This is a genomic window from Tardiphaga sp., from assembly GCF_041424195.1.
GTDB lineage: Bacteria > Pseudomonadota > Alphaproteobacteria > Rhizobiales > Xanthobacteraceae > Tardiphaga.
In genome coordinates, this window is record NZ_JBGMOE010000071.1 from 1 (window position 1) to 11,990 (window position 11,990).

16 protein-coding genes are annotated in these 11,990 nt (G+C 62.0%); 10 read left to right on the plus strand and 6 right to left on the minus strand.

Features of this window, described 5'->3' with window-relative positions; translation table 11 throughout:
• The 5 genes from tcuA to ACEK02_RS11315 all read left to right on the plus strand — a co-directional run.
• On the plus strand, positions 1-852 hold an 852-nt coding region (tcuA, locus tag ACEK02_RS11295), incomplete at its 5' end, for an FAD-dependent tricarballylate dehydrogenase TcuA (protein ID WP_371421802.1).
• Positions 836-2,047, plus strand: a complete 1,212-nt coding sequence (gene tcuB, locus ACEK02_RS11300) for a tricarballylate utilization 4Fe-4S protein TcuB (RefSeq protein ID WP_371421803.1) — start codon at positions 836-838, stop codon at positions 2,045-2,047. The genes tcuA and tcuB, both read left to right, overlap by 17 nt.
• Before the next feature lie 312 nt (positions 2,048-2,359).
• Positions 2,360-3,409 (plus strand): YeeE/YedE family protein, encoded by a 1,050-nt coding sequence (locus ACEK02_RS11305; RefSeq protein ID WP_371421804.1) that lies wholly within the window; start codon positions 2,360-2,362, stop codon positions 3,407-3,409.
• 88 nt (positions 3,410-3,497) lie between these two features.
• A complete protein-coding gene (locus ACEK02_RS11310; protein ID WP_371421814.1) occupies positions 3,498-3,971 on the plus strand; it encodes a hypothetical protein in 474 nt (157 codons plus the stop codon).
• A gap of 14 nt (positions 3,972-3,985) precedes the next feature.
• On the plus strand, positions 3,986-4,438 hold the full coding sequence (locus tag ACEK02_RS11315) for a DsrE family protein (RefSeq protein WP_371421805.1): 453 nt from the start codon (positions 3,986-3,988) through the stop codon (positions 4,436-4,438).
• A gap of 9 nt (positions 4,439-4,447) precedes the next feature.
• On the opposite strand, the gene ACEK02_RS11320 is transcribed toward ACEK02_RS11315, so the two are convergent.
• The 3 genes from ACEK02_RS11320 to ACEK02_RS11330 form a co-directional block, all read right to left on the minus strand.
• On the minus strand, positions 4,448-5,557 hold the full coding sequence (locus tag ACEK02_RS11320; protein WP_371421806.1) for a YeeE/YedE family protein: 1,110 nt from the start codon (positions 5,555-5,557) through the stop codon (positions 4,448-4,450).
• A 69-nt stretch (positions 5,558-5,626) separates the two neighbouring features.
• On the minus strand, positions 5,627-6,004 hold the full coding sequence (locus tag ACEK02_RS11325; RefSeq protein WP_371421807.1) for a metalloregulator ArsR/SmtB family transcription factor: 378 nt from the start codon (positions 6,002-6,004) through the stop codon (positions 5,627-5,629).
• A 35-nt stretch (positions 6,005-6,039) separates the two neighbouring features.
• Positions 6,040-6,387, minus strand: a complete 348-nt coding sequence (locus tag ACEK02_RS11330; protein WP_371421815.1) for a thioredoxin fold domain-containing protein — start codon at positions 6,385-6,387, stop codon at positions 6,040-6,042.
• A 100-nt stretch (positions 6,388-6,487) separates the two neighbouring features.
• Between ACEK02_RS11330 and ACEK02_RS11335 the strand changes: the two genes are divergently transcribed.
• Both ACEK02_RS11335 and ACEK02_RS11340 read left to right on the plus strand, forming a co-directional pair.
• Positions 6,488-7,231 (plus strand): cytochrome c biogenesis CcdA family protein, encoded by a 744-nt coding sequence (locus ACEK02_RS11335; RefSeq protein WP_371421808.1) that lies wholly within the window; start codon positions 6,488-6,490, stop codon positions 7,229-7,231.
• Between the two features lie 19 nt (positions 7,232-7,250).
• Positions 7,251-7,838 (plus strand): SoxW family protein, encoded by a 588-nt coding sequence (locus ACEK02_RS11340; RefSeq protein ID WP_371421809.1) that lies wholly within the window; start codon positions 7,251-7,253, stop codon positions 7,836-7,838.
• 13 nt (positions 7,839-7,851) lie between these two features.
• On the opposite strand, the gene ACEK02_RS11345 is transcribed toward ACEK02_RS11340, so the two are convergent.
• The 3 genes from ACEK02_RS11345 to soxA are packed head-to-tail and all read right to left on the minus strand — an operon-like array spanning position 7,852 to position 9,834.
• A complete protein-coding gene (locus ACEK02_RS11345) occupies positions 7,852-8,352 on the minus strand; it encodes a heme-binding protein (RefSeq protein WP_371421810.1) in 501 nt (166 codons plus the stop codon).
• 21 nt (positions 8,353-8,373) lie between these two features.
• The gene (gene soxX / locus ACEK02_RS11350) at positions 8,374-8,997 is read right to left on the minus strand and encodes a sulfur oxidation c-type cytochrome SoxX (RefSeq protein ID WP_371421811.1); all 624 of its coding nucleotides are present in this window, start codon (positions 8,995-8,997) and stop codon (positions 8,374-8,376) included.
• Between the two features lie 12 nt (positions 8,998-9,009).
• A complete protein-coding gene (soxA, locus tag ACEK02_RS11355) occupies positions 9,010-9,834 on the minus strand; it encodes a sulfur oxidation c-type cytochrome SoxA (RefSeq protein WP_371421812.1) in 825 nt (274 codons plus the stop codon).
• A 165-nt stretch (positions 9,835-9,999) separates the two neighbouring features.
• Between soxA and soxY the strand changes: the two genes are divergently transcribed.
• The 3 genes from soxY to ACEK02_RS11370 all read left to right on the plus strand — a co-directional run.
• On the plus strand, positions 10,000-10,464 hold the full coding sequence (soxY, locus tag ACEK02_RS11360; protein WP_231080235.1) for a thiosulfate oxidation carrier protein SoxY: 465 nt from the start codon (positions 10,000-10,002) through the stop codon (positions 10,462-10,464).
• Positions 10,465-10,512: 48 nt separating this feature from the next.
• Positions 10,513-10,842 carry a thiosulfate oxidation carrier complex protein SoxZ gene (gene soxZ, locus ACEK02_RS11365; RefSeq protein WP_089264796.1) on the plus strand — a complete coding sequence of 110 codons (330 nt, stop codon included), beginning with the start codon at positions 10,513-10,515 and terminating at the stop codon, positions 10,840-10,842.
• Between the two features lie 103 nt (positions 10,843-10,945).
• Positions 10,946-11,990: twin-arginine translocation signal domain-containing protein (locus ACEK02_RS11370; protein WP_371421813.1), on the plus strand; the 1,045-nt coding region annotated here is incomplete at its 3' end.

An 11,990-nucleotide genomic window follows, 5' to 3' on the forward strand; every position in this document is an offset into this window, starting at 1 on the left:
GCCTGGGGCCAGAACGAGCGCGGTGAATGGACCGCGGAGAACTTCCTGATCCGCGGCACCCGCTTCAATCAGGGTGTGCTGCTGAAATTCATGATCGATGCCGGCGCCGACACCATCGGCGATCCGACCCAGGCGCATTGCGTCGCCATTGACGCCCGCGCGCCGCTCTATGACGGCGGTATCTGCACGCGCATCGATTGCGTCTCGCTCGGTGTGGTCGTCAATCGCGACGCGCAGCGCTTCTATGACGAGGGCGAGGACTTCTGGCCGAAGCGCTATGCGATCTGGGGCCGTCTCGTCGCCCAGCAGCCGGGCCAGACCGCATGGTCGATCATCGACCAGAAAGCCATCGGCCGCTTCATGCCGCCGGTGTTCGACGGTACCAAGGCGAATACGCTGGAAGAGCTCGCCGTGAAGATCGGCGTGGATCCCGTCACCTTCATGGAAACGCTGAGCGCCTATAATGCGGCGTGCCAGCCCGGCACCTTCGATCACACCGCACTCGATGATTGCCGTACCGATGGCGTCGTGCCCGCGAAGACCCATTGGGCGCGCGTCATCGACACGCCGCCGTTCTATGCCTATCCGCTCAAGCCCGGCATCACCTTCACCTATCTCGGCATGAAGACCGACGAGACCGCGGCGGTGCAGTTCGGCAATGTCGTTAGCAGCAACCTGTTCGCTGCCGGCGAGATGGTCGCCGGCAATGTGCTCGGCAAGGGCTACACCGCCGGCGTCGGCATGAGCATCGGCACCGCCTTCGGCCGCATCGCCGGCGTCAATGCCGCGGCAAGCGCCGGCCATCGCCATCCCACATTCCAAGAGGAACTTAGCTATGCCGCCGGTCACTGATCTGGAAGCGCCCGTCGCCGGCGGCGCCTGCGATGGCGGCGTCAATTTCGCCGACGCACTGACGGCGGGCGAGGCGGAGATCGCACGCGTCATGCAGATCTGCAACGCGTGCCGCTACTGCGAGGGCTTTTGCGCGGTGTTCCCCGCGATGACGCGCCGGCTCGACTTCAATGCGGCCGACACGCATTACCTTGCGAATCTTTGCCACAACTGCGGCTCGTGTCTCTATGCCTGCCAATATGCGCCGCCGCATGAATTCGCAGTCAATGTCCCGCAGGCCATGGCCAAGGTGCGCGTGCGCACCTATCAGGACTATGCGTGGCCGCGCGCATTCGGTCGCCTCTATGAACGCGCCGGGCTCACGGTGGCCTTTGCGCTGTCCGGTGGCCTCGCGCTGTTCATGATCCTGGCGATCGCCATGAACGGCCGTCTGATCCACGCGCCGCTGGCGGGGAATTTCTACGCGATCTTCCCGCACAACTTCCTGGCACTGCTGTTCGGCGTGGTGTTTCTGTTTGCGCTGCTGGCGCTGGCCATCGGCGTCGTTAAATTCTGGCGAGAGGTCTCGCCAACCAAAGATGGCAATCCCGTCGACATCAAAGCAGCCGCCCAGGCGCGGATGCCGGCGGCGGGCGAAGCGGTCGCCGATGTCGCGCGCTTGCGCTATCTCGGCGGTGGCCATGGCGACGGCTGCAATGAGGACGACGACGCCTTCACGCTGTGGCGCCGCCGCTTCCACCAGTTCACGATGTATGGCTTCCTGCTGTGCTTTGCCGCGACCTGCGTGGCGACGCTGTATCACTATCTGTGGAATCTCCACGCGCCCTATGCCTTCACCAGCGCGCCGGTGATCCTCGGCTCGCTCGGCGGCATCGGCCTCGTCGTCGGCCCCATTGGCCTGCTGTGGCTCAATATGCGCCGCGATGCGCTGCGTGCCGACGTCAAGCAGAACGCCATGGACCGCGGCTTCATCATGTTGCTGCTGCTGGTCAGTGTCACCGGCTTCGCGCTGCTGCTGCTGCGCGATACACGCTTCATGGCGCTGTGGCTGGCAATCCATCTCGGCACCGTGATGGCGCTGTTCCTGACACTGCCTTACGGCAAGTTCGCCCACGGCATCTTCCGCTCTGCCGCGCTGCTCAAATTCAATATCGAGAAGCGAATGCCGAACCGGCTCGGGCTCGGGGGCGAGTAGGCGGATAGATCATTGTGCGGCTCTTGCGACGCCGCGTTGCCCTCGCGACGTCGCAGATGATCCCGACACGGTGATGCCGTCTGCCGATCGTTTCCCGATCCAGGAATTGGGGGCGAAACTTCAGCGGCCGATCTTTACCGCCAGTGAAAACGGCAGTCATTCTGCATCGTGTTCTGCAGTCTGGTGGAATTATATTTTCTATTTCCCGTTGTTCGTGGAACTTGCTGCTTAAATCATGCGTCAACTGGACCGTTTCATAAACTGGCAGTAGTAATCCGGCCGATATCCTCAAAATCAGGTTCGGATCGTTCCATGTTTGCGTTGCCCGTTATCGCTGGTTTTGCGATCGGCGCCGTTTTCGGCGCGGTCGGCCTGTTGAGCGGGTTCTGCCTGATGAGCAGCCTGCGCGACTGGTGGACGCATGACGACGGACGGAAGATCCGCAGCTACGCGCTGGCGGTTGCCGTGGCCGTTGTCGGCACGCAATTCATTGCCGGTGCGGGGATCGTCGAGATCGCCAAGTCGCTGTATCTACAGCCGTCATTCTCGGCGCCTTTGATCTTCTTCGGCGGGCTGCTGTTCGGCCTCGGCATGGTTCTGTCGAATGGCTGCGCGTCGCGCGCGCTGGTGTTGCTGGGCAAAGGAAATCTGAGGTCGCTTGTCGTGATCGCCATCATCGGCGTCACGGCGCAGATGACCTTGAAAGGCTTGCTCGCGCCGATGCGACTGTCGATCCTGCAATGGACGCAGACGACGCCTGGGGCGAATTCCCTCCCGTCGCTGTTCGGAACGCTAGGCCTGCCCGACGCAACCGCGCGTGTCGTAGCAACTTTGATTGTCGGCGGTGCGCTGTTGGTGTTCGCGCTGTCGCATCGGGATTTCCGCCGTTCGCCTGGACAGCTCGTCGCCGGGCTCGTGATGGGTCTGCTGGTGATCGCCGGCTGGCTGGCGACCGGCTGGCTCGGCGCCGATGAGTTCGATCCGATCCCGGTGGCGTCGCTGACCTTCGTGTCGCCGGCTGCCGATACGCTTCAGTTCATCATGCTGTCGACCGGTATGACGCTGAATTTCGGCATCGCGCTGGTGGCGGGTGTGTTCATCGGCAGTCTTCTCACGGCCTTGCTGACCGGACGCTTTGAGCTTGAGGGCTACACGTCGGCGCGCCATACGGGCCGTTCGATGGCAGGTGCCGCGCTGATGGGGATCGGCGGCGCGATGGCCTATGGCTGCTCGATCGGGCAGGGGTTGACGGGCGTGTCCACGCTCGCGCTGCCATCCTTTGTCGCGGCCGCTGGTATTCTTGCAGGCGCGGCCATCGCGATCCGCGGGCGAGCACTCCGTCCGGCTTTTGCGGCGCAATAAGACCTCGCACCTACGCTTCGTTAGTTTGATTGCGCCGTCTCCCTGCGATTGGTAATCAGCTTGCCAATCGTCAGAGGTTTTACACGTGATGAATAGACGAGGGATGATTGTCGGCTCAGCGGCGCTTTTGCTGGGATCGTTTGCGATGGCGCCGCTCGCTGCGCAGACGCGGCTCGCCAAGCAGGACGCCGCGCCGGACAAGCCCTTCGCCGAGCATTTCATCGCCTTGCAGCTGTCCGATTCCGATCCGAAGAAAGGACGCCTCGTTCTCAGCGTCGCCAGCAACCTGCTGAAGGCCTATGGGCCGGACAAGGTGGCGGTCGAAGTGGTCACCTTCGGCCCCGGCATCGATCTGTTGCGCGACACCAACGAACACCGCGCACTGGTCGATAGTCTGGTGATCCAGGGCGTGCGCTTCAGCGTCTGCGGCAATACGCTGGATACTGTCGAGCGAGAGACTGGCAAGCGACCGGCGCTCAATCCACATGCGATTGAAGTGCAGGTCGGCGTCGGCCATCTGCTGGATTTGACCGAGCGCGGCTTTACAATCGTACGTCCTTGAAAGGGAGTTTTGAGATGCGGTCATTGCTGGGATCTGTTGCCGGAGCCATTCTCTTTGCTCTGATCTCGTCGTCCGGTCATGCCGCGGACGCGAAGGAGCATCGCGTCGCCATTCAGGTCGATCAGAACGACCCCGCAGTCATGAATCTTGCGCTCAACAACGCGACCAATGTCATGGAATTCTACAAGGCGAAGGGCGAGGACGTTCAGGTCGAGATCGTCACCTACGGTCCGGGCCTGCATATGTTGCGCGACGACACCTCGCCTGTGAAGGATCGCATCAAGCAGATCGTCGATGCGAGCTTCCCGTCCAACATCAAGTTCTCCGCCTGCGGAAATACCAAAGAGGGCATGGAGAAGCGTGAGGGCAAGGCAATCAGTGTTGTATCGGAGGCCTCGGTCGTGCCGTCGGGGGCCGTCCGGCTGATCGAATTGCAGGAAGCCGGCTGGAGTTATCTCAAGCCCTGACGCCGGCGGTTATTTCGACGGCGGCGCTTTCCGCGCCAGCAGCATCCAGTTGCGCTGGATGATGTCGCGCGGGGAGCCGTCGACCAGGATTGCGATGCCAATGCGCGCGCCAAGCACCATGCCGCCGACAGCAATCGGCCAGGACAGCGCCAGCATCGATCCCGCGGTGATGCCCTGACCGATGGTGCAACCGCCGGCGAGAATGCCGCCGACACCCATCAGGCAGGCGCCGAGTAAATGGCGGCGCATCTCGTGATCGTCGTCGAAGGCTTCCCATCGCAACTCGGCTGCGAACCAGGCGGCAGCCCATGCGCCTGCAAGGACGCCGAACACGCTGCCGACGCCAAAGTCGGCCAAGTTTGCGACATTCAGCAAGCCGGCATAAAGCGCCTTGCCCACGGTCGACACGAAAGTCAGGCTCTGCGGGCGGGGCGGGCCGGCGAAGTCGTCGGTCAGTCCCACGGTCACGACCCAGCCGGCAATGGCAAGTAACCCCAGCACAAAGCCGGCGGTGAGCAGGCGCGGTGCGCGGCGCAAGCGCCGGTCGCTCAGCGCCAGCCAGCACAAGCCAGTGCCGACGATCACCGTGAGCGGCAAGCGCAGATCGTGGCCGGTGGCTTGCGCCAACAGTGAAGCGAAATCGGAGCGGATGCCGTTCGGCATCTCGATCGACAGTCGTTCAAGTACGCCAATGCGGAGATCGGCGAACAGGCCGCGCAAGGTCGCATAGGCCGTTGCGCCCAGAACGAGGATCACGATCAGGCTCCTCAGATCGCCCGTGCCGAGCCGCACCAGCGATCCGAATCCGCAGGTGCCGACCATCGCCATGCCCGTGCCGAACATCAGGCTGCCGATCACGATGGCGACGAAGGGCAAAGCTGTTGGAACGTAAGTGGTGTTTTCAGGAGCAAGAAAGCCGGAGAGCACCAGGGCCTGGGTACCGAGCACGGCGACACCCAGCGCCAGCCCAAAGATCTTCAGGCGGCGATTGTCACGGCCCATCAACGCATCTTCGATCGCGCCAAATGTGCAAAGGCGCGCGCGTCGCACGGCAAATCCCGCGGCGGCGCCGATGGCAAGACCAGCCAGCGCCGATAACCAGGCAGACATGTTCTGCATGGGTTTCCTCCTGATGTGAGGCGCGCTGGCCTTACGGGCCGCGCGCCTCCGCCTGCCAGATCGGCGGCGTTATTTTTTCTTGGTCGGCGCCGGTGAGGCGCAGAAAATATCGTAGATGACCGAGATGACGCTTCGCACGTCGTCATTAGCCAGGCTGTAATAGATCGTCTTGCCGTCGCGGCGCGTCTCCACCATGCCGTCGTAGCGCAGCCGCGCGAGTTGCTGCGATACGGCCGACTGCCGCAGCGACAGGATGTTCTCCAGCTCCGATACCGATCGTTCGCGCTCGGCCAGCAGGCACAGCAAAAGCAGACGATTTTCGTGCGAGATCGCTTTGAGGAAATTGCTGGCCTTGCGGGCCTTGCGCATCAACTGATCGAGTTCGGGGGAATACTCTGCGCCGTCGCGCAGTTCGTCTTCGAGTTCGGATGGAATGATGGAGGCCATGGCAGCGCGCGAGTCCCGCGAATGTTTGAAGAGGGTCAGGAACGATTGGCGTTGGGCTGTGAGTTTGTCAGTCTGGCAGCATACTTGCCAAGCAAGCCCCAGAAGGATTCGTCGTTCATATAGCCGGTGATGCGGCCAATCTCGCGGCCGTTGTCGACGATCAGAAAGGTCGGCGTGAACCGGACCGGCGACGCCAGCACGACGCCCGGCGATTTGTCGCGATCCATATCGATGCGGCGCAGCGGAAGAAGCCTGGCTTCGTCGGTCTTGTCATAGACCGGCGCGATCTCGCGATTCCAGCGCGCGCACCAGACGCAACCGTCGCGCTCGAACATCAGGAGTTCGGACGCCTCGGCCATGCGCGGCGGCAGCGCAGCGGCCATCACCAACAAAATGACACTCAACGAGGTTTTCAGAGGCAATTTCCACGTCATATGTTACACATACACGAATTCGAATATTTATGCCAGAACCGGATCCGCCGTGCTGTCCTCAATCTCGTTCCTAGGTGCGCTGGGCGCAGGGCTGTTGTCGTTCCTGTCGCCCTGCGTTCTGCCGCTGGTGCCGCCCTATCTGTGCTTTCTGGCGGGTGTCAGCCTGGACGAGCTCGATGACCACGATGGTCAGGCCGGCTGGCGGCCAAATGGACGCGTGGTCGCGCTGTCCTTTGCGTTCGTGCTGGGGTTTGCGACGGTCTTCGTCGCCTTGGGCGCATCGGCATCGCTCATCGGCAAGGCGATCACGGCCTATTTCGATACGCTTGCTGTCATCGCCGGCGCGCTGATCGTCATTCTCGGGCTGCACTTTCTCGGCGTTTTCAGGATCGGGCTGCTGTTTCGCGAAGCGCGCTTTCAGGCGGTCCGCAAGCCCGCGGGTTTTCTCGGCGCCTATCTGGTCGGCCTCGCATTCGCCTTTGGCTGGACGCCGTGCGTCGGTCCGGTGCTGGCCGCCATTCTGATGGTCGCAGGTGCTGAGGGTGCGCCGGCGCAGGGCGCGCTTCTGCTTGCGGCCTATGCGCTTGGTATCGGCATTCCCTTCATGCTGGCCTCGCTGTTTTCGGGACCGTTCATGCGCCTGATGGCGCGGCTGCGTCGGCACATGCTGGCTGTCGAGAAGGTGATCGGCGCCGGCCTTGTCCTGACCGGGGTTCTGTTTTTGACTGGCGCAATGCCACGCATTTCAGGCTGGATGCTGGAGACCTTTCCAGCCTTTGGCACCATCGGATGATGCGGCTCGGGAGGATCGAATGTCCAAAACAACTGGCGTGATCACCAGACGGCATGCGCTGGCCGCGATCGGTCTCGGCGTGGCCGGACTCCGCACCGCACCGGCATCAGCAAAAGCAACGCTCGGTGATGACGGCCTCTATCAGATGGACTGGTATCTGGAGAGCTTCCTCGATCTCTCCGAGGAGCTGACGGGCGCAACCGCCAAGGGCAAGCGCTTCGCCATCATGTGGGGCCTCAAGGGCTGTCCGGCCTGCAAGCGCATGCATGAGAGCTACATGACCGATCCGAAGATAGAGAGCTATATCCGCGACAATTTCGAGATCCTGCATCTCAATCACATCGGCGCGCGCGAAGTGACCGATTTCGACGGCCGCAAGCGCGGCGAGAAGGCCTTTGGCGAAGCCTACGGCATCCGCTTCACGCCGACGATCCAGTTCTTTCCGGAGACGACATCGGGACTGGCCGCAAAGAGCGGGCAGGCGCGGGAAGTCGCGCGTATGCCCGGGCTGCTGGAGCCGGCCGAATTTCTCGCGATGTTCCGCTATGTGCGCCAGAAGGGCTATGAGACGGCGACGTTTCCGGAGTGGCTGAAGAAGCAGGCTTAGCCATCAGCCCGAACTAGAAATCCAGCTTGTCCTGGATCGCTGCAATGCCGGCCTTGGCACAGAGTTCGTCCGCATCGCCGCCCGGTGCGCCGGAGACGCCGATGGCGCCCAGCATCGCGCCGCCGCCTTCAATCATGACCCCGCCACCGATGATCACCACATTCGGCAGGTTGCGCAGCCCGGCCTGCATCATGCCGGGCTGGCTGATCGCATTGAGTTCGGTGGTGCTGTTGCGGAACGTCGCGGAGGTCCACGCCTTGCCGGTGGCCGTCGGCGGCGTGTGCGGTCCGGCAAAGCGATCGCGCAGCAGCACCTGCGGCGTGCCGAAGCGATCGACCACGGCAACTGCCACCTGATAGCCGCGCTTCTGGCAGTCCTTCAGCGCCGCACGCGCGGCGTCGAGCGCCAGCTCAAGCCCGATGGACTTGTAGCTGACGACGGCTTCCTCCGCCCTTGCTGCAGATGACGCGAGCATCGACAGGACGATGGCAATCGATGCGTTTCTTATCGTCATGTCGATCCACTCTCAGTTCGGTTACTTGTTGATCGGCGATTCCGGATCGAACAGGAAGGCGACGATATCCTTGATTTGCTGCTCGCTCAGCACTTTGTTGACGCCGAAGCGCGGCATGTTCGAACAGGCGAACACAGCCTGGGAATCATAGACCTTGGTGAAGGCGTTCTTGATTTCCTGCGGATCGTATTTGCGATCCTTGCCGTAATTGGTCAGGCTCGGTCCGAGCGTGCCATAGCTGACTTCCTTCTGCTCCATCTGATGACAGGCGTAGCAGTTGCCGCCGGCAACGGTGTCAGGTGGATCCGAGAACTGGCCGCCGCGGCCGTTATTGGCAATCTTCGCGCCTTCCTTCCAGTTGCCGAGGAATTTGCCGTCGGCGGGATAGACCACGCGCGCCAGTTCGCGCGCAGTGATCTTTTCGGCTTCGGCGCTCGGCACCTCGTTGCGAAAGGCGTTGCAGGTCTTCAGCGTTTCATCCGGTTCGATCCGCGCCTGCCATTCCGGCGGCGCCTTGCCGAAGGTCGATTTAATATAGGCGTCGACCAGCGCCGGATCCGGTGCCTTGGCAGCGGTCTGCGCCGATGCGGCTGTGGTGAAGGAGCCTGCGATAATAAGCGCGGCGAGTGTCAAAGCGCGTTTCATCTCAGGTCTCCCTTATCGCTTGATCGACGGGACGTTGATCTCGCCGTCCGCCGCTTGTTTCTGCAGGAAAGAGGTGAGGGCCGTCAGTGCATCCGAACCGTATTCCGGCACGGGCCAGCGTTGCTGACGGAAGCAATCCCACAACCGATGCTGCATGGTGCGCAACGCGCCCTGCGAGACGCGATAGGTCGGCCAGCCACCCATGGTTTCCTGCGCCGGCTTGCCGGGCTTGGAAAAGTTCGGCAGTCCCTGAAGCCGGATGCGCTTGCCTTCATCGGCGTGACAGGTGGCGCAGGAGAAATCATTGACGCCGCCGCGACGATAGAACAGCGCTTCGCCGACCGCAGCCATCTCCTGCTCCTTGGGATGGCTCAGCGGAATATTGATCTTCATGCCGTTCGATTTGTTGGCGATGTAGGCGACGAGATCTTCCATGTCGGACGCACGGCCCGGGCCCGAGAAGCGGCGCGCGACGACATCCTTGGTGTCGAGACCCTGAATGTTCTGCATGCACCACAACAGGCGCTGCTCAAGGTCCATGACCTTGTCGGCATCTGCGAAGTAGCGTGGCAGTTGCGCGAAGGCGCCTTCGAGCTTGCCGGCGCCAAGACCGAGATTGCATGTTTCGAGCGAGACGTTCTTGGTGCCGCGGGCCTCGCTCCACAGCGCTTCGCCGCGGTCGACGGCGAGATAGCCGGGATTGGACATCGGGTCCGAGATCATCTCGCGATAGCGTTCGATCTCTTTCTCGCTGGCGTCCTGCGCGTAAGCGCCGAAGCTGCCCGCGCAGAGTACCAGAATGGCCGCGGCCACTGAGCGGATGGCGGTCTTCCTCATCTGTCCCCTCCCACATCGCCGTCTCTGCGGCACTTGTGCATTTCAGATCTTTACATTCAAGAAAAAGAATATAATGATATGTCCCAGATAAGATAGATCAGACTTGGAATCGTCAAGCGATACTATTGTAAAGGGATTGCTCAAATCCCGCAGGAGGAAGCACTCATGATTTTGAAGTCGGTCGAGAAGACCCGTCGCGAAACGCTGGCCATGGCCGCGATCGCCGGTCTCGCAGCAATCCTTGCGCCCAGACTGTCGTTGGCCGACGAACAGGCCGTCGCCGCCGAAATCAAGAAGCTGTATGGCGACAAGAAATTTGAAAGCGGCAAGATCAAGCTCGACGTGCCCGAGATTGCCGAGAACGGCCTCGTCGTCCCGGTCAATGTCGATGTTGAAAGCCCGATGACCGATGCCGACTACGTCAAGTCGGTGCATGTGTTCGCCGAAGGCAATCCGCTGCCGGCCGTCGTCAGCTACCGCTTCACGCCGGCTTGCGGCAAGGCCTCGGCGTCGACGCGCATGCGCCTTGCGGAAACCCAGAACATCGTCTGCATCGCCGAAATGTCCAACGGCAAGCTGCACATGGCCAAGGCCAATGTGAAAGTCACGATCGGCGGCTGCGGCGGCTAGTCGCGCGGCTTCGTTCACAGAACAGATTTATCAGGCGAGGACTTTCCCATGGCAACCAAACCGACCCCGCGCGTTCGCGTTCCGACCCAGGCCAAGCCGGGTGAGCTGATCGAGATCAAGACGCTGATCTCTCACGAAATGGAATCCGGCCAGCGCAAGGATGCGGCCGGCAAGGTCGTGCCGCGCAAGATCATCAACAAGTTCACCGCAGCCTTCAACGGCAAGACTGTGTTCGAGGCCGACTGGAATCCCGCCATCTCGGCCAATCCCTATCAGTCGTTTTTCTACAAGGCGGCCGAGTCCGGCGAATTCACCTTCACCTGGAAGGATGATGACGGCTCCGATTATGTCGCGACCAACAAGCTGACCGTGGCCTGACGGATTGCAGACTTTGAATCGCAGATCCTGGAATTGCAGACCCTGGATCTGACGTTCTTCTGAACATTCACCCTTCCATACCGGAAGGGATCATAGGTGGATCATGATATCGAGGCGGGATTTCCTGCAAGCGACGGCGGCTGCGTCTGCGCTGACGATCGGAAGCGGCCTTGGGTCGCTCGGCCGCGCGGCGGCGCAGCAGCGCCTGACACAGGCCGACATCCTGCGGTTCGATCCGCTGGGCACGGTGACAATTCTCTATGTTGCCGATACCCACGCGCAACTGATGCCGCTGCATTTCCGCGAGCCGTCGGTCAATCTCGGCGTCGGGGAAGTGAAAGGCGTGCCGCCGCATCTCACGGATGCCGAGTTTCGCAACTACTTCAAGATCGCGGCCGGCTCGGCCGATGCCTTCGCACTCACAGCAGATGATTTCGTATCGCTCGCAAAGAATTACGGCCGCATGGGCGGCATGGACCGTATCGCCACATTGATCGGCGCCGTGCGTGCCGAGCGCGGCGACGACAAGGTGCTGCTGCTCGATGGCGGCGACAGCTGGCAGGGCAGCTGGACGTCACTACAGACCAAGGCGCAGGACATGGTCGATGTGATGTCGGCGCTGAAGCTGGACGCCATGGTCGGGCACTGGGAGTTCACTTACGGCGCCGAGCGCGTCAAGCAGATCGCCGATAGCGCGCCTTTCGCTTTCCTCGCCCAGAACATTCGCGACAACGAGTGGCAGGAGCCGGTATTCGAGGCGCGCAAGATGTTCGAGCGCGGCGGCGCCACCATCGCCGTCATCGGCCAGGCATTGCCGCGCACGGCCGTCGCCAATCCGCGCTGGATGTTCCCCAACTGGGAATTCGGTATTCGCGAAGAGGACATCCAGAAGCAGGTCGATGAAGCCCGCGCTGCCGGCGCGTCCATCGTGGTGCTGCTGTCGCATAACGGCTTCGATGTCGACCGCAAGCTCGCCGGCCGCGTGAAGGGTCTCGACGTTATCCTCACGGCCCATACCCATGACGCCATGCCGGGCCTGATCAAGGTCGGCAATACGGTGCTCGTCGCCACCGGCTCGCACGGCAAGTTCGTTTCGCGCCTCGATATCGAGGTGAAGGACAAGAAGGTCTCGGATGTCCGCTTCAAGC

Coding starts and splice junctions, on each gene's coding strand:
- tcuB (WP_371421803.1), top strand. CDS start 836: ATGCCGCCGGTCACTGATCTGGAAGCGCCCGTCGCCGGCGGCGCCTGC.
- ACEK02_RS11305 (WP_371421804.1), top strand. CDS start 2,360: ATGTTTGCGTTGCCCGTTATCGCTGGTTTTGCGATCGGCGCCGTTTTC.
- ACEK02_RS11310 (WP_371421814.1), top strand. CDS start 3,498: ATGAATAGACGAGGGATGATTGTCGGCTCAGCGGCGCTTTTGCTGGGA.
- ACEK02_RS11315 (WP_371421805.1), top strand. CDS start 3,986: ATGCGGTCATTGCTGGGATCTGTTGCCGGAGCCATTCTCTTTGCTCTG.
- ACEK02_RS11320 (WP_371421806.1), bottom strand. CDS start 5,557: ATGCAGAACATGTCTGCCTGGTTATCGGCGCTGGCTGGTCTTGCCATC.
- ACEK02_RS11325 (WP_371421807.1), bottom strand. CDS start 6,004: ATGGCCTCCATCATTCCATCCGAACTCGAAGACGAACTGCGCGACGGC.
- ACEK02_RS11330 (WP_371421815.1), bottom strand. CDS start 6,387: ATGGCCGCTGCGCTGCCGCCGCGCATGGCCGAGGCGTCCGAACTCCTG.
- ACEK02_RS11340 (WP_371421809.1), top strand. CDS start 7,251: ATGTCCAAAACAACTGGCGTGATCACCAGACGGCATGCGCTGGCCGCG.
- ACEK02_RS11345 (WP_371421810.1), bottom strand. CDS start 8,352: ATGACGATAAGAAACGCATCGATTGCCATCGTCCTGTCGATGCTCGCG.
- soxX (WP_371421811.1), bottom strand. CDS start 8,997: ATGAAACGCGCTTTGACACTCGCCGCGCTTATTATCGCAGGCTCCTTC.
- soxA (WP_371421812.1), bottom strand. CDS start 9,834: ATGAGGAAGACCGCCATCCGCTCAGTGGCCGCGGCCATTCTGGTACTC.
- soxY (WP_231080235.1), top strand. CDS start 10,000: ATGATTTTGAAGTCGGTCGAGAAGACCCGTCGCGAAACGCTGGCCATG.
- soxZ (WP_089264796.1), top strand. CDS start 10,513: ATGGCAACCAAACCGACCCCGCGCGTTCGCGTTCCGACCCAGGCCAAG.